The organism is Micromonospora sp. NPDC093277, from assembly GCF_044765245.1.
Classification (GTDB): Bacteria; Actinomycetota; Actinomycetes; order Mycobacteriales; family Micromonosporaceae; genus Micromonospora.
On the sequence record NZ_JBIWJO010000016.1, the window covers coordinates 63,694 to 80,945 of the forward strand.

5 protein-coding genes are annotated in these 17,252 nt (G+C 73.3%); 4 read left to right on the forward strand and 1 reads right to left on the reverse strand.

What is annotated here, in order from left to right; genetic code table 11:
* Nucleotides 1-365 precede the first annotated feature (365 nt).
* Nucleotides 366-1,340, reverse strand: a complete 975-nt coding sequence (locus ACIRG9_RS27990) for a TauD/TfdA family dioxygenase (protein ID WP_402862193.1) — start codon at nucleotides 1,338-1,340, stop codon at nucleotides 366-368.
* Between the two features lie 162 nt (nucleotides 1,341-1,502).
* Between ACIRG9_RS27990 and sbnA the strand changes: the two genes are divergently transcribed.
* From sbnA to ACIRG9_RS28010, 4 genes are all read left to right on the forward strand, one after another.
* Nucleotides 1,503-2,513: a 2,3-diaminopropionate biosynthesis protein SbnA gene (sbnA, locus tag ACIRG9_RS27995; protein ID WP_402862196.1), complete on the forward strand. Its 1,011-nt coding sequence runs from the start codon at nucleotides 1,503-1,505 to the stop codon at nucleotides 2,511-2,513.
* On the forward strand, nucleotides 2,507-3,517 hold the full coding sequence (sbnB, locus tag ACIRG9_RS28000) for a 2,3-diaminopropionate biosynthesis protein SbnB (RefSeq protein ID WP_402862199.1): 1,011 nt from the start codon (nucleotides 2,507-2,509) through the stop codon (nucleotides 3,515-3,517). Before sbnA ends, sbnB begins: the two co-directional genes overlap by 7 nt.
* Before the next feature lie 89 nt (nucleotides 3,518-3,606).
* Nucleotides 3,607-10,011: an amino acid adenylation domain-containing protein gene (locus tag ACIRG9_RS28005; RefSeq protein ID WP_402862202.1), complete on the forward strand. Its 6,405-nt coding sequence runs from the start codon at nucleotides 3,607-3,609 to the stop codon at nucleotides 10,009-10,011.
* Entirely contained in the window at nucleotides 10,008-17,147 is a 7,140-nt protein-coding gene (locus ACIRG9_RS28010) for an amino acid adenylation domain-containing protein (RefSeq protein WP_402862205.1), read from the forward strand. The genes ACIRG9_RS28005 and ACIRG9_RS28010 overlap by 4 nt, the downstream gene beginning before the upstream one ends.
* Nucleotides 17,148-17,252 lie beyond the last annotated feature (105 nt).

Genomic DNA, 17,252 nt, shown 5'->3' on the forward strand with positions numbered 1-17,252 from the left:
AGTCGCCGCCGCGGTCCATGATCGACTCCGGGTGCGGCAGGTGGTGGTCTCGGTGAGCGCCGGATGCCCGCCGCGTCCATGATTGACTTTGTGTGCGGCACATTGCGGTCATAACTGGCCGGGAGACCGCCGATCGCGGTACCTGGAGTGGATCATCGGGGTCCGCGATCACCCGACACCGCGCTTTGCAGCGAGATGTCCAGTTCGGAACTGCGCCAACGACCCCTGACACCCGAGGGGAACTGCCAGGAGGGTCCGTCCACCCGGCCGTCAGCCGGAGTAGGCCTCGCCGGTCGTCGCCGTTCCCTCCAAACCCAGTACGACAAGATCAAGCGCAGTACGCCAAGATGCAAGGAGTCGTGGATTTATGCCGACGGCTCGGCCATCGCCACGGCGATCTTGCGAGGCCCGGTGAACGGCTCCCGGCCGTGCACGGCGAGCATGTTGTCGACGATCAGGACGTCGTCGCGCTGCCAGTCGAAGCGACGCTGGGCCCTCCGGTAGCAGTCCCGCAGGTGCGCCACGATCTCGTCGGGGATCCGGGCGCCGTCGCCGTAGTAGGTGTTGGTCGGCAGGTCCGCCTCGTCGAGCATCTCCCGCAGCCCCTCACACACCTCCTCGGCCAGGGTGGTCACGTGGAAGAACGTGAGGTGGTTGAACCACACCTGCTCGCCGGTCACCGGGTGCTGGTGCACCGCCCGCCGGCGGGCCGTGGTGCGCAGCCCGTCGCGGCCCACCCACTCGGCCTCGATCCCGCTGCGGGCGCAGTACGCCTCGACCGCGGCCCGGTCGTCGGTGTTGAACGCCTGCTGCCACGGCACACCGAAGCCCGGCGTGAAGTTGCGGACCACGGTCCAGCCGCGCCGGGCGAACTCCTCGCGTACCGACGGGTCGATCAGGCTCAGGACGCGTCGGGTGTCGGCGAGCGGCGTGGCGCCCAGCGTGTCGGGCGGGGTGATGCAGTAGAAGAACAGGGTCAGTGGCCAGGTCGCCTGGTAGGAGTTCTCGTTGTGCAGGAAGATCTCCTCGGCCGGCGGGTAGTCCGTGGACGTGTAGACCTGACCCTTGATGGTGCTGCGCGGCGATGACCGCTCGGCGTAGGTCAGCGGCTCGCCGGAGACCGCGCGTACCACGCGGTCGAAGCCGTCGACGCCGCCGACCTGGAAGCCCCGGAGCAGGACCGCAGCGTGCTCGTGCAGCCGCCGCCGGACCGTCTCGCGGGCGTCGGCGAGAAACTCGGTCGCCGACGCGTCCGGGGCGGCCGCGGAGATGACGTGGGGGAGCGGCGGCTCGGTGTCCGGCAGCGGTGCCGCCGGCTGGACGGACGTGTCAATGCTCATCCATCGACAGTGGCCGGAGGCGTGGGCGGCGGCGAGAGAACAACCGGTAGACGTGCGGGCGCGCGCGGTTCTGCATGTTCTCCTCTGCGTCCGGCCCGCCACGCCCCGGCAGGCTGCTGGGACACACGGCAGCCGAGTCGACGCGATGCGAGGAGCAGCCCGATGGCCGATGCAGGTCTCCCCGTTCCCGGCGTCCTCGCGACCATCGGGACGACACCGATCGTCGAGCTGACCAGGCTCGACCCGAACAGCACCTTCCGGACCTACGCCAAGCTGGAGTCACACAATCCTGGCGGCAGCATCAAGGATCGGGCCGCGCTGGAGATGCTGCGCGACCGGATCCGCGACGGCCGGCTCGTGCCGGGACGCTCGGTGGTCGTCGAATCCAGTTCGGGCAACCTCGGCATCGGCCTGGCGCAGGTGTGCGCCTACCACGGGATCCGCTTCATCTGTGTGGTCGATCCGAGGACCAACCGGCAGAACATCGCCATCATGCGTGCCCTGGGCGCCGAGGTCGAGGTGGTCACCGACGCCGATCCGGTCACCGGTGAGTACCTGCCGGTGCGGATCCGCCGGGTCCGGGAGCTGGTGGCGACGCTCGACCACGCGTACTGCCCCAACCAGTACGCGAACCCGCTGAATCCGCGGGCGCACCGCAACACGATGCGGGAGATCCTCGACGCGTTGCCGGACCTCAGTTTCCTGTTCTGCGCCACGAGCTCCTGCGGCACCCTGCGCGGCTGCGCCGAGTATGTCCGGGCGCACCGGCTTCCGGTGACCCTCGTCGCCGTCGACGCGCTGGGCAGCGCGATCTTCAGCCCACCGGTCGGCGGCCGGCTGATCCCCGGCCACGGCGCCTCGATCCGCCCGGCCCTCTACGGCGACGACCTCGCCGACATCGTGGTGCACATCGACGATCTCGGGGCGGTGGCGGGCTGCCGGCGCCTGGCGGCCCGCGAGGCGATCATCGCCGGCGGATCCTCCGGGGCGGTGGTGTCGGCGATGCAGAGCATGCGCGACCGCATTCCCCCGGGCTCGACCTGCGTCCTGGTCTTCCCCGACCGGGGCGACCGTTACCTGGACACGATCTACGACGACGACTGGGTCGGGCAGCACTTCGGCGACGTGTCCCACCTGTGGAGGAAACCCCAGTTGGAGGCGGCATCATGTTGATCCTGGGAGCCGGCGACGTCCGCTCCGTCCTCGACGGCGCCGAGCGGCGTGTGCTGGCCGCGGTTCGGGACGCCTACGAACGGCACGCGCTGGGCGGCACGTCGGTGCCCCACTCGGTGTTCCTGCGCTTCCCGGCCGACACCCGGAACCGGATCATCGCGCTGCCCGCGTACCTGGGTGGTGAGACTCCGGTGGCCGGCGTGAAGTGGGTGTCGTCCTTCCCCGGCAACGTGGCCCAGGGCCTGGACCGGGCGTCGGCGGCGATCATCCTGAACTCGATGCGGACCGGCGTGCCGGAGGCGTTCCTCGAGGCCTCGACGATCTCCGCCCGGCGTACGGCGGCGAGCGCCGCCCTGGCCGCGTCGACACTGCTGTCGGTCAACTCGTCGACCGGGGTGTCGCTGCTCGGCTGCGGGCTGATCAACTTCGAGGTGTTGCGGTACCTGCGGGCGGTGTTCCCGTCGCTGCAGAACGCGACGGTGTACGACCTGGACCGGGCGCGGGCGGAGTCCTTCGCGGCGAAGGCGCGTTCGGCCTGGCCCACGCTCACCGTCGACGTGGCGGGGCGGCCGGCGGACGCCCTGGCCGCGCAGCGACTCGTCTCGCTGGCCACGACGGCGGCCGTCCCGCACCTCGACCCGGCGCCGTGCCGCCCGGGAACGCTGCTGCTGCACCTGTCGCTGCGCGACCTCACCGTGCCGTCGGTGCGGTCCGCCGTGAACATCGTGGACGACGCGGATCACGTGTGCCGGGCGTCGACCTCGCTGCACCTGGCGGAGCAGGAGACCGGCAACCGGGACTTCATCGCGTCGTCGCTGGGCGAGATCCTCGTCTCCGGCGCGCCGTACGTGGCGGACGAACACCGCCTGACCGTCTTCTCCCCGTTCGGCCTGGGCTGCCTGGACCTGGCCGTGGCCGACCTGGTCCGGCGGGAGGCGGTCTCCCGTGGGCTGGGCACCCGGCTGGACGACTTCCTGCCGGCGGGCACCCAGGTCTTCGCCTAGCTCGGACTCAGAAACCCCGCCCGCGCGGAACGCGTCCGTCGGGCGGCACCGCCTCGACCCCGATCCCCGTCATGCCCGGGAGGCAATCGATGGAAGTCAGCGGCCACTACCCGCTCTCCTTCGAGCAGGAACAGTTGTGGTTTCTCGACCAGCTTCGCTCCGGGGCCCGGGAATACCTCATGCACGCGGCGTTCCGGCTGCGCGGCCCGCTGGACCGGGCCGCGCTGGCCGCCGCGCTGACGGAGGTCTCCGCCCGGCATTCGGTGCTGCGTACCCGGTACGGGACGGTCGACGGCCGGCCGACCCAGGTCGTCGGGGCACCGACCCCGGTCGACCTCAGGGTCGTCGACCTGACCGGGTACCCGGCGGCGGAGCGGGACCGCCGGGTACGCGAGCTCGGCGTGGCCGAGGCCAGCAGCCCCGTCGACCTCGGTACGGCGCCCTGGCGGCTCTCGCTGCTGCTGCTCGCCCCGGACGACGCGATCCTGCTGATCGTCGTGCACCACATCGCCTTCGACAACACGTCGCTGGGCATCGTGTCCCGGGACCTGCGCCTGCTCTACGGCGCGTACGCCGCGGGCGAGGCGGCGCCGGCGGAGCCGCGGCCCGGCCAGTACGCCGACTACGCCCGGCGGCAGCGGGAACGCTGGGAGACGCCCGACCCGGCGCTGACCCGCAAACTCGATCACTGGCGTGACCGGCTTGCCGGGCTGGAGCCGCTCGACCTGCCGACGGACCGTCCGCGTCCGGCCAGCTGGGACCCGACCGGCGACACCGTGGACATCGCCGTACCCGCCGAGCTGGCGGCCCGGCTCGTGGCCGTCGGGCGGGCGTCGCGGGCAACGCCGTTCATGGTGTTCCTGGCCGCGTTCAACCTCCTGCTCAGCCGCTACTCGGGCCGGCACGACATCAACGTCGGGGCGTCGATGACCGGCCGCCACCGGGCCGAGCTGGCGCAGGTGGTGGGGCCGCTGTTCAACACCGTGGTGCTGCGTACCGACCTCGCCGGCGATCCCACCTTCGCCGAGCTGCTGGCCCGTACCCGCGACGTGACGCTGGACGCGTTCGGCCGCCAGGACGTCCCGCTGCAGCGGCTGGTCGCCGAGCTGGTGCCGGACCGCGACATGTCCCGGAATCCGCTGTTCCAGGCCGCGTTCATGGTGCACAACGCCCAGGGGGAGACGCTCGACCTGCCCGGACTCGACGTCGAGCCGCTGCCGCTGTACGCGATGGACGCCACGTTCGACCTGTCGTTGAACCTGGCGGAGAAGCCGGGCGGCTGGTGGAACGCCCGGATGTTGTATCCGACCGCGCTGTTCGACCGGGAGCGGATCGAGCGGATGGTCGCGAACTATCTGGAGCTGCTGACGAACGTGGCGGCCCGGCCGGACGTCCCGCTCAGCCGGGTGGTGACGGTCACCGAGGCGGAGCGGACCCGGCTGCTGGGCTGGAATCCGCGGGCCGTCGAGGTGCCGGACGCCGCCCTGCCGGACCTGATCCGGGCGCGGGCCACCGCCACCCCGGACGCCGTCGCCGTCGTCTCGGGCGGCTCCCGGCTGAGCTACGCCGAGCTGCTGTCCAGGGTGGACCGGCTCGCCGGCTTCCTGCGCGCCCGCGGTGTCACCGCCGAGACCCCGGTCGGGGTGGCCATGGAGCGCGGCCCCGACCTGGTCGTGGCCCTGCTCGGGACGCTCGCCGCCGGCGGAGTGTATGTCCCGCTGCCGCCGGACCTGCCGGCCGAGCGGCTGGAGTACATGCTCGCCGACTCCGGGGTCGAGCTGGTGCTCACCGAGGCGTCGTCCCGCGACCGGCTGCCCGCGGGCGGCCCCGCCGTGGTGGCGGTCGACGAGCGGTGGGACGAGATCGGGCACTGCGCGCCGCTGGCACCGGTCGCGATCGACGCGACGCAGGCGGCGTACGTCATGTACACCTCCGGATCCACCGGCCGTCCGAAGGGCGTCGTGGTGCCCCACGGCGGGATCCGCAACCGGGTGCGGTGGGCGGTCGAGGAGCAGGGGCTGACCCGCACGGACCGGGTGTTGCAGAAGACGACGATCGGCTTCGACGCCTCGGTCTGGGAGTTCCTGGCGCCGCTGGTCTGCGGCGGTGCCGTGGTCATGGCGCCCCGGGACGCGCACCGCGATCCGGCCGTGCTGGTCCGCGCCGTCGCCGAGCACCAGGTCACCGTCCTGCAGCTCGTGCCCTCTGTCCTCCAATTGGTCGTCAACGAGCCGGAGCTGGCCGACTGCGGCGCGCTGCGACTGGTCTGCTCGGCCGGGGAGCCGCTGCCGGCCGCCCTGGCCGAGCGCCTGCTCGACACGCTCGACGTGGAGCTGTACAACACCTACGGCCCGACCGAGTGTTCGATCGACTCGACGGCGTGGCGGTACCGGCGTGGCGGGCCGGCGGGCATCGTCCCGATCGGCGCCCCGCTGCCCGACGTCGAGGTGTTCGTCGTCGACGCCGACGACCAGCTCGCACCCGTCGGGGTGCGGGGTGAGCTGTGCGTCGCCGGCGCGGGTCTCGCCCGGGGCTATCTCGGCCGTGGCGACCTCACCGCCGAGCGGTTCACCCCGCACCCGTTCGCCGCCGCCCCGGGCGCGCGCTGGTACCGCACCGGCGACCTGGCCCGGTGGTGCGCCGACGGGACGCTGGAGTTCGTCGGCCGGCTCGACGCGCAGGTCAAGCTGCGCGGGGTCCGGGTCGAGCCGGGCGAGGTCGAGGCCGTGCTGGCCGCCCACCCGTCGGTCGCCGCCGCCGTGGTCACCACCCACCGGGGTGCGGCCGGGGACCTGGAGCTGGTGGCCCACGTGGTGCCGGCCGACGGGGCGGAGGTGTCCGCCGAGACGCTGCGGGAGCATCTCGACGCCCGGTTGCCGGCCGCGATGATCCCCTCGGCCGTGATCGCGCTCGACGCCTTCCCGACGCTGCCCAACGGCAAGCTCGACCGGTCGAAGCTGCCGGCCCCGGGCAGCGGCGTACGCGCCGACGCGCCGGGCCACGTCCCGCCGCGTACGCCGACCGAGCGGGCGGTCGCCACGATCATGGCCGAGCTGGTCGGGGCGGACCGGGTCGGCGCCGACGACGACTTCTTCGCCCTCGGCGGGCACTCGCTGCTCGCCATCCGGCTCGCCCACCGGCTGCGTCGCGGCTTCGACGTGGAGCTGACCGTCGGCGAACTCTTCGAGGGCCGGACGGTGGCGAGGATCGCCGCCCGGATCGACGCCGGCACGACGCCGGGCGACGGGCCGGAGATCGTCCCCGTGGCCCGTGACGGCGCGCTGCCCACCTCGTTCGGCCAGCGGCGGCTGTGGTTCCTCGACCAGCTCGAGCCCGGAAGTTCCGAGTACCTGATCCCGCTGGCGTTCCGGTTCACCGGTCCGCTGGACACCGGGGCGCTGCGCCGCGCGGTGGCCCGGGTCGTGGCCCGGCACGAGGTGCTGCGCACCCGTTACGTCGGCGACGGCGGCACCCCGTTGCAGGTGGTGGACCCGCCCGGCGACATCGTGTTCGACGTGGTCGACCTGGCGGGTGCCCCGGACGCCGAGACGCAGGCCACCACGATCATCGACGCGGCCAACTCCCGCCCGTTCGACCTCGCCCGCGAGCACCCGTTGCGGGTGACCGTGGTGCGCACCGCGGCCGAGGCACACCTGGTCACGATCACCCTGCACCACATCGCCTTCGACGCCTGGTCGATGGGGATCTTCCTGCGTGAGCTGAACGAGGCGTACGACGCCAACCGGTCGGCCGGCCCGCTGCCGGTCCAGTACGCCGACTTCGCCGCCTGGCAACGGGACCGGGAGTCCGAGGGCGTCTTCGCCGAGCAGCTCGACTACTGGCGCGGCCGGCTCGCCGGCCTCTCCCCGGTCGAGCTGACCGCCGACCGGCCCCGCCCGGCCGAGCGGGACCCGCGTGGCGACACCCTGGACGTCGAGGTGCCGGAGGCGGTCGCGGCGGCACTGGACCGGCTCGGCGCCCGCACCGGCGCGACCCCGTTCATGGTGCTGCTGGCCGCGTTCGACGTGCTGCTCGGCCGGTACACCGGGCGCACCGACGTCGCGGTCGGCACCCCGGTCGCCGGGCGGAGCCGGCCGGAGACCGAGCACCTCGTCGGCTTCTTCGTCAACAACCTCGTCATGCGCGCCGACCTGGGTGGGAACCCGACCTTCACCGACCTGGTCGAGCGGGTCCGGCGCGGCGCGGTCGAGGCGTACGCCAACCAGGACGTGCCGTTCGAGCACCTGGTCGACGCCCTGCAACCCAGCCGGGACATGTCCCGCAATCCGCTGTTCCAGATCATGTTCCAGGTGCAGCACACCGCCGGGCTGCTGCCCCCGACCATCGCCGGCTGCGCCGCGGTGCCGATCCGCAGCGGCCCGGAGGTGGCGAGGTTCGACCTGACGCTGTCGATCCGCAAGCCGGCCGAGGGCGGGCTGCGCTGCCGGTTCGAGTACGCGACGGCGCTGTTCGACCGGTCGACGATCGAGCGTCTGGCCGGCCACTACCTGCGGCTGCTGGAGCGCCTCGGCGCGGACCCGGACCGCCGGCTGGACGAGTTCGACGTGCTCTCCGCCGCCGAGCGGCACACCATCCTGCACGAGTGGCCGAACCCGGCGGCGGACCGGCTGGACGTGCTCGACCCGCCCGCCGAGCGGCACCTGTGCGTGCCGGAGCTGTTCGAGCGGGCGGTGGCCCGGACACCCGACGCGACCGCCGTGGTCTTCCAGGACCAGGGGATCAGCTTCGCCGAGCTCAACGCGCGCGCCAACCGGCTGGCGCACCGGCTCCGATCGGTCGGCGTCGGCCCGGAGACCGTCGTCGGCTCGTGCCTCGAACGGGGCGTCGAACCGGTCGTCGTGCTGCTGGCCGTGCTGAAGGCCGGCGGCGTGTACGTGCCGTTCGACCCGGCGCACCCGGCGGAACGGCTCGACTACATGCTGGCCGACGCCGGGGCGCACACGGTGGTGACCACCCGCGGCTTCGCCGACCGGGTCCGGCAGCCGGGCCGCCGGGTGCTGCTGGCCGACGACGAGGACTGCGTCGTCGGGATGCCGTCGACGAACCTCGGGACCGTGGCACGGCCGGGCAATCTCGCCTACATCATCTACACCTCGGGCTCGACCGGCCGGCCCAAGGGTGTCATGATCCAGCACCGGTCGTACGCGCACCACTGCCGGGTGATCGCCGACGCGTACGGCATCGGCCCGGGGGAGCGGGTGGTGCTGCTCTCCGCGCTCACCTTCGACCTGGCGATGGACCAGATCGCGGTGACCCTGGTCGCCGGCGCCACGCTCGTGGTCAGCGACCCGGTCTTCTGGCTGCCCGCCGAGCTGCCGGCCAAGCTGTCCCGGTACGGCGTCACCATCATGGAGATCACCCCGGCCTACTACCGGGAGATGCTCGAGTCCGACGTGGACAAGCTCGCCGGGATGCGGCTGATGAACGTCGGCGCCGACGTGGTCACCGTCGCGGACGCCCAGCGGTGGGCGGCGACCGGGCTGCCCGGCCGGTTCCTGTGCAACTACGGACCGACCGAGGCCACCATCACCTGCATGCTCAACCCGGTGGCGGGCGACCTCGCCGGCGAACGCGGTACGGCGACACTGCACATCGGTCGACCGGTCGCCGGCACCCGGGTGCACGTGCTGGACGCCCAGCTGCGTCCGCTCCCGGTCGGGGTGCCGGGCGAACTGTGCATCGGTGGCGTACGGCTGGCCCGCGGCTACCACGAGCGGCCCGAGACGACCGCCGAACGGTTCGTCCCCGACCCGTTCGGGCCCGAACCGGGAGCGCGGCTCTACCGCACCGGCGACCTCGTCCGCTACCGGCCCGACGGCACCGTCGAGTTCCTCGGCCGGCTCGACCACCAGGTGAAGATCCGTGGCTTCCGGATCGAGCTGCCGGAGATCGAGGCCGCGCTGGCCCGGCACCCCGCCGTCGCCGCGGCGGCCGTGGTGGCCAGGGAGGTGGCTCCGGGGGACAAGCGGCTCGTCGCCTACCTGGAGTGCGCCGACGACGCCCGGCCCGACATCGCCGAGCTCCGCGCGCACCTGCGGGAGCTGCTGCCGGAGTACATGATCCCGTCGGCCTGGACGACCGTGCCGGCCCTGCCGCTGAACTCCAACAAGAAGGTCGACCGTGCCGCGCTGCCCGACCTCACCCCGTCCCAGCTCAACGGCGCCCGGGAGTACGTCGCACCCCGCGACCGCACGGAGGAGATCATCGCCGGGATCTGGGCCGACGTGCTCGACGTCGACCGGATCGGGGTGCACGACGACTTCTTCGGACTCGGCGGCCATTCGCTGCTGGCCACCCGGGTCCTGGCCCGGCTGCGCGGGGCCTTCGCGACCGAGCTGCCGCTGCGTTGCCTGTTCGAGGCGACGACCGTGGCGGATCTGGCCGCGGTGACCACCGAGCACATCGCGGCGGAGATCGACGGGATGACCGACGCGCAGCTGCGCGAGCTGCTCTCACGAGAAGGTGTGTCATGACTGAAGCCCTCGCCCGGACCGACCTTCGCGCGGAGCTGCTCCGGCGGCGGCTGCGCGGCGACGTGACGGTCGCACCCGACAACCGCATCCGGCGCGTCCCGCGCCCCGGCCCGCTGGCGGTGTCCTTCGCGCAGCGCCGGCTGTGGATTCTCGACCAGCTGCGCGGCGGCACCGAGTACCTGATGACCACCGGGCTGCGGTTGTCCGGCCCCCTCGACACCGGCGCGCTGCGTGCCGCGCTGGACGGGCTGGTGGCCCGGCACGAGGTGCTGCGTACCCGCTACGTCGTGGTCGACGACGAACCGGTCCAGGTGGTCGACGACCCCGCCCCGGTCGCGCTGACCGAGGTGGACCTGCGTGACCTCGACCGGACGGCGCAGGACGGCCGGCTCGCCGGCTGGACCAGCCACGACCGCCGCCCCGTCGACCTGGCCGGCGGGCCGGTCCTGGCCGCCACGCTGGCCCGGCTCGGCGACGAGGAGTACGCGCTGCTGGTGACCCTGCACCACATCGCGTTCGACGAGTGGTCGGAGGAGGTGCTCTGGCGCGAGCTGGACCGCCGGTACGCGGCCGCGCTGGCCGGCGAGGCGGCGGCCCTGCCCCCGCTGCCGGTGCAGTACGCGGACTTCGCCGCCTGGCAGCGTACGGCGATGTCGGGCGCCACCCTGGACCGGCAGCTCGGCTACTGGCGCGGCAAAGTGGCCGGGGCGGCCCCGCTGGAACTGCCGGCCGACCGGCCCCGACCACCGGTTCGGGACAGTGCGGGCGGGAAGGTCCCGTTCGTGGTGCCCGCGTCCGTCGCCGGCCGGCTGACCCGGTTCGCCCGCCAGGCCGGGGCGACGCCGTTCATGGCGCTGCTCGCCGCGTACACGATCCTGCTCGGCCGGTACGCCGGGCGGACCGACGTGACGGTCGGCACCCCGGTGGCCGGCCGGGACCGGGCCGAGACGCAGGATCTGATCGGGCTGTTCCTCAACACCCTGGTGCTGCGTACCGACCTCTCCGGCGACCCGTCGTACGCGGAGGTGCTGCGGCGGGTCAAGGAGACCGCGCTGGACGCGTACGCCTACCAGGAGCTGCCGTTCGAGCGGCTGGTGGAGGAGCTGGCCCCGGAGCGTGACCCGGCCCGGACCCCGCTGTTCTCCACCATGTTCCTCTGGGACGGCGCCGGCGCCACGCGGCAACAGCGCTTCGGTGGGCTGCGCGCCGAGCCGCTGCCGGTCGGGGAGAGCGACGCCAAGTTCGACCTGACGGTCGCCGTCGCCGACCGGCCCGACGGGTCGCTGGCCGGTGCGGTGAACTACGCCACCGCGCTGTTCGACCGGGAGACCGCCGAGCGGTTCGCCGCCCAGTTCGTCGAGCTGGCCGGCGGCCTCGCCGACGCCCCACAGACACCGGTCAGCCGGTTGTCCGTGCTCCCGGCGGCCGAGCGGCGGCGGGTGCTGGAGGAGTGGAACGACACGGCCGTCGACTATCCGGCGGACGACACCCTGCCGGCGCTGTTCGAACGGCAGGCGGCGCGGACCCCGGACGCGGTCGCGGTCGTCTCCGGCGACGACATCGTTACCTTCGCCGAGTTGAACACCCGAGCCAACCGGCTCGCGCACCGGCTCATCGAGGCCGGGGTGGGACCCGAGTCGGTCGTCGGCGTCCGCCGGGAGCGCGGCCCCGAGCTGGTGGTGGCGCTGCTGGCCGTCCTCAAGGCGGGCGGCGCGTACCTGCCGCTCGATCCGGACAACCCGGCCGACCGGCTGGCGTACATGTGCGCGGACGCCGGGGCCACGATGGTGCTCGACGACACCGAACGGTTCCCCGCCGACGGCGGGCCGGCCGACAACCCCGGCTCCGCCCTGAACCCGGACCACCCCGCCTACGTGATCTATACCTCGGGGTCGACCGGCCGGCCGAAGGGGGTCGTGGTCGGGCACCGGGCGATCGTCAACCGGCTGCGCTGGATGCAGGACGCGTACCGGCTGGATCCGACCGACCGGGTGCTGCAGAAGACCCCGTACGGCTTCGACGTGTCGGTGTGGGAGTTCTTCTGGCCCCTGATCACCGGTGCCGCCCTGGTGCTGGCCCGCCCCGGTGGCCACCGCGACCCGGGATACCTGGCCGAGCTGATCACCACCGAACGGGTCACCACCGTCCATTTCGTACCGACCATGCTGCGGGCGTTCCTCGCCGAGCCGCAGCCCCCGCTGCCGTCGCTGCGCCGGATGATCTGCAGCGGTGAGGCGCTCACCGCCGACCTGGTCGACGCCGTGTACGAGCGGATCGGCTGCGAGCTGCACAACCTGTACGGCCCCACCGAGGCGGCGGTCGATGTCACCGCGGCGCGCTGCGTACCCGGCGCGCCGGTGACGATCGGCCGGCCGATCGCCAACACCCGCGCCTACATCGTCGACGACACCCTGCGGCCGGTCCCGATCGGAGTCCCCGGCGAGCTGCTGCTCGGCGGGGTGCAACTGGCCCGGGGCTACCTCAACCGGCCCGAGCTGACCGCCGACCGGTTCGTCCCCGACCCGTTCGGCCGCTGCCCGGGCCAGCGGCTGTACCGCACCGGCGACCTCGCCCGGCACCGGCCGGACGGCAGCATCGAGTATCTCGGCCGGCTCGACCGCCAGGTGAAGATCCGCGGCCACCGGATCGAACTCGGCGAGGTCGAGGCGGTGCTGGGCGAGCTGCCCGGCCTGGCCGCCGCCGCGGTCGCCGTGCACGACGGGCAACTGGTCGGTTATCTCGTCGCCGGCGCCGAGGTCGACGGGACCGCCGCGGCGTCGTACCTGCGTGATCGGCTGCCTGAGGCGATGATCCCCAGCCACTGGGTGCCGCTGGCCGCGCTGCCGCTCACCACCAGCGGCAAACTCGACCGCGCCGCGCTGCCGAAACCCGACCGGACCCGCGCCGCGCTGGCCGGCGAGTACGTCGCCCCCCGCACCGAGCTGGAGCGGCAGGTGGCCGACGCGCTCACCGCCGCCCTGGGCGTCGACCGGATCGGCGCGCACGACCGCTTCTTCGACCTCGGCGGCGACTCGATCCGGGCGATCCGCGCGATCGGCCGGCTGCGTGCCGCCGGGGTGAACCTGTCGGTCCAGGACATCTTCACCCATCAGACCCCGGCGGAGCTGGCGACCGTGGCCGGCCGGGCCGACGCCGCGACGGAGGAGACCCACGTCGGCCGGTTCACGCAGCTCATCCCCGCCGACCGGGACCGCCTGCCGGACGGGCTGGTCGACGCCTACCCGATGGGCCAGGTGCAGGCCGGCATGGTCTACGAGATGCTCGCCGGCACCGAGCACCCGGCCTACCAGAACGTCACCAGTTTCCCGATCACCGACGACGGTCCGTTCTCGTTGGCCGCGCTCCGCGCCGCCGGGCAGCTGCTGGTCGACCGGCACGAGATCCTGCGGACCACGTTCGACATGTCCGGCTTCTCGGAGCCGATGCAGCTCGTGCACGCCGACGCCCGCGCCGAGATCGGCTACGACGACCTGCGCGGACTGCCCGATGCCGAGCAGCAGGCGGTGATCGCCGAATACCGGCACACCATGCGGACCAGCCCGCTGGACGTGGCCCACGCCCCGCAGCTGCGCTGGCACGTGCACCGCACCGGCGAGCGGGAGTGGGTGCTGACGCACACCGAGTGCCACGCCATCCTCGACGGCTGGAGCCACCACTCGCTGATCGGCCAGCTGCGCGCGACGTACCGGGCGATCCGCGACGGCGGGACCGGCGGACCCGGCAGCGCGCCCGAGGCCCGGTACGCCGACTTCGTCGCGCTGGAGCGCCGCTCCCTCGCCGCCGCGGCCGACCAGGAGTTCTGGCGGGACCGGGTGCGCGGTTTCGACCGGCTGGCGCTGCCGGCGGACACCGCCCCGGCCGGCTACGGAAAGGTCGAGGAGCTGCGGGTGTCCTGGCGGCACCTGGAGCCGGCCCTGCGCGACCTCGTCGCGCGCACCCGCACCTCGCTCAAGACGGTGCTGCACACCGCCCACCTCGCCATGCTCGGGATCATCACCGGCCAGCGCCGGTTCTTCAGCGGGCTGGTCTGCAACGGCCGCCCCGAGCTGCTGCGCGGCGACGAGGTGCTCGGCATGCACCTCAACACGCTGCCGTTCGCGGTGGACCTGCGGGCGCCGTCCTGGCGGGACCTGCTGCGGGCCGTGTTCGACGAGGAGCTGGCGCTCTGGCCGCACCGGCGGTATCCGCTGCCCGCGATCCAGCGCGAGTGGGGCGACGGCGCGCCGCTGATCGACGTGATCTTCTCCTACCTCGACTTCCACGTCCTCGACGACCAGCAGGAGGCGTTCGGCACGATCGTCGACGACAGCCCGAACGAGTTCACCCTCAACGTGCTGACCTTCCCCGGCGAGGTACGGCTGGAGTGCCGGGCCGGCTGGGCCACCCGGGAACGCCTCGACGCGCTCGGCGCGACCTACCTCGAACTGCTGGCGGCGATGGTCGCCGACGGCGGCGCGAACCCCGTCGACCTGCACGCCACCTCGGCGGAGCGGCTCAGCGTACCGGCGGCGACCTGGCGTACGCCGCCTGAGCTGTGCGTCACCGACCTGTTCGCCGCCCGGGTCGCGGCCCGGCCCGACGCGGTGGCGGTGGAGTTCGGTGCGGGGCGGCTGACGTACCGCGAGCTGGACGCCCGGGCCAACCAGCTGGCCTGGGCGCTGCGCGAATACGGGGTGGGCCCCGACACGCCGGTCGCGGTGTGCCTGGACCGGGGACTCGACGTGGTCACCGCCCTGCTCGGCGTCCTGAAGGCCGGCGGCTGCTACCTGCCGCTGGACCCGGCGTATCCGGACTCCCGGATCGGGTACATCGTGGACGACGCCGGGGCCCGGGTGATGCTGACCCAGCCGGACCACGCGCACCGCTTCGCGGCGGACGCGGCACTCACCACCATCGTGCTGGACCCGGCCTGGCGGTCGCTGGCCGACCGGCCGACCGACACCCCCGAGGTGCGGCTGTCGGCGGACAACCTGGCGTACGTCACCTACACCTCCGGCTCGACCGGCCGCCCGAAGGGCGTGCTGGTGCCGCACCGCGGGGTGGTCCGGCTGGTGCACGACCCGAACTACACGACCCTCGGCGAGGAACAGACGCTCTTCCTGCTCAGCGCGCTCGCCTTCGACGTCTCCACGTTCGAGATCTGGGGTGCGCTCTGCACCGGCGCCCGGCTGGCCGTGTGCCCGCCGGGCACCCCCACCGCCGCCGAGCTGGAGGAGCTGCTGCGCCGGCACGGGGTCACCGTGCTGTGGCTGACCTCCGGCCTGTTCAACACCATCGTGGACGTCCGGCCCGAGGCGCTGGCCACGGTCCGGCATCTGCTGGTCGGCGGCGAGGCACTCTCCCCGCCGCACGTCCGCACGGCGCTCGAACACGGTGTGCCGGTCGGCAACGGGTACGGCCCGACCGAGGGCACCGTCTTCGGTACCGCGCACCCCCGGGTCTCCCGCCTGGAGACCGAGAACTCCATCCCGATCGGCACCCCGGTCTCGCACACCCGGGTCCAGGTCGTGGACGGCGATCTCAACCCGGTTCCGTTCGGCGTACCGGGGGAACTGCTGCTCGGCGGGCCCGGCGTGGTCCGCGGCTACCAGGGACGGCCCGACCTGACCGCGGAACGCTTCGTGCCGGACCCGTCCGGCGCGGAACCCGGCGCGCGGCTGTACCGCACGGGCGACATCGTCCGGCAGGACCCCGACGGCACCCTGCACTACATCGGCCGGCAGGACCACCAGGTGAAGATCCGCGGGCACCGCGTCGAACTGGGCGAGGTGGAGGCCGCGCTCGCCGAGCTGCCGCCGGTCCGGACCGCCGCGGCCGCGGCGTACCGGGGCTCGGACGGGGTCAAGCAACTCGTCGGGTACGTCGTCCTGGACGCCGGCGGGCCGGCCGACCCGGCCCGGCTCGGCGACCTGATGCGCCGGCGGGTCCCCGACTTCCTGGTGCCGACCGCGTGGGTACGGCTGGACCAGCTCCCCCTGAACGCCAGCGGCAAGGTCGACCGGGCCGCGTTGCCGCTGCCGGCGGCGGCGAGCCGGACCCGGGAGTTCAGCGCGCCCCGCACCCCGGCGGAACGGGCCGTGGCGGACATCTGGGCCGAGGTGTTCGGGCTGCCCAGGGTGAGCCGGTACGACGACTTCTTCGACCTCGGCGGGCACTCGCTGCTGATCCTGCGGATCATCGCGATGCTGCGCCAACGCCACGGCATCGAGGTGCCCGTCCGGTCCTTCCTCACCCACCGCACCGTCGAGGCGCTCGCCGAGTCGATCGACAGCGGGGAACTGCCGACCAAGGCGCTGCTCTGGCTCAACCGCACCGGCGAGCGCGCACCGCTGGTCTGCATCCATCCCGGCGGCGGCAGCGCCCACTGGTACCAGCGCCTGGTCGTGCACCTCGACCCGGATCTCCCGGTGGTCGCGTTCGAGTGGCCCGGCCTGCCGGACGGCTCCGGACAGGTGCCAGCCACGGCGGAGATGGCGGCCCGGTACGTCGCCGAGCTGCGCGAGGCCGTGCCACAGGGCCCGTACCGGATCTTCAGCTGGTGCGGCGGGAGCGGGGTGGCCAGCGAGGTCGCGCACCTCCTCGCCGCCGACGGCGAGGACGTCACCTTCATCCTGCTGGACCCGGCGCTGGACGCCACCGAGAAGCAGCATCTCTGGGACGAGTTCGGGCTGATCAAGAAGTGTGTCGCCAACCTGGAGGCGCTCGCCGGCGCGGCGCCGGAGGAGGACACCGCGCGGCTGCGGCTGGAAACCATCGGGCTGCTCGAGCACCTGGTCGACGACTTCGTCGGGGACGACGGCATCACCCTGCCCGAGCGCGGCGCCGGAGACATGTGGCTCCCCGCGGCGCGGATGTGGGCGGAGGTGATGGAGATGATGATGTCGTACCGGCACCGGCGCTACGCCGGACGGCTGCACCTGATCGTGAGCGACGAACTCGCCCAGGGCGAGCACGAGGTCGTCGACGCCGGGCAGAGCTTCTCCGAATACCTGGCGCGCTGGCGGGAGCTGGCCGCCGAGGTGCGGGTTCACCGGATGACCGGAGACCACTTCTCGGTGATGCGGGAGCACGTCCCGCAGCTCGCCCGGACCATCACCGAGCAGCTGGGCGACTGAGCTGCTTGAACGGCGCGCCCGGCCCCGATCGTGGGGCCGGGCGCGCCGTCGTGCCCGCCGGCGGACGGGTGTGCGCCGTCGCCGGTCGACGCCGGGCAGGAAAAC

What these genes read in the sequence shown, in the direction of transcription:
- ACIRG9_RS27990 (WP_402862193.1), bottom strand. Translation starts at nt 1,340, where the DNA reads ATGAGCATTGACACGTCCGTCCAGCCGGCGGCACCGCTGCCGGACACC.
- sbnA (WP_402862196.1), top strand. Translation starts at nt 1,503, where the DNA reads ATGGCCGATGCAGGTCTCCCCGTTCCCGGCGTCCTCGCGACCATCGGG.
- sbnB (WP_402862199.1), top strand. Translation starts at nt 2,507, where the DNA reads ATGTTGATCCTGGGAGCCGGCGACGTCCGCTCCGTCCTCGACGGCGCC.
- ACIRG9_RS28005 (WP_402862202.1), top strand. Translation starts at nt 3,607, where the DNA reads ATGGAAGTCAGCGGCCACTACCCGCTCTCCTTCGAGCAGGAACAGTTG.
- ACIRG9_RS28010 (WP_402862205.1), top strand. Translation starts at nt 10,008, where the DNA reads ATGACTGAAGCCCTCGCCCGGACCGACCTTCGCGCGGAGCTGCTCCGG.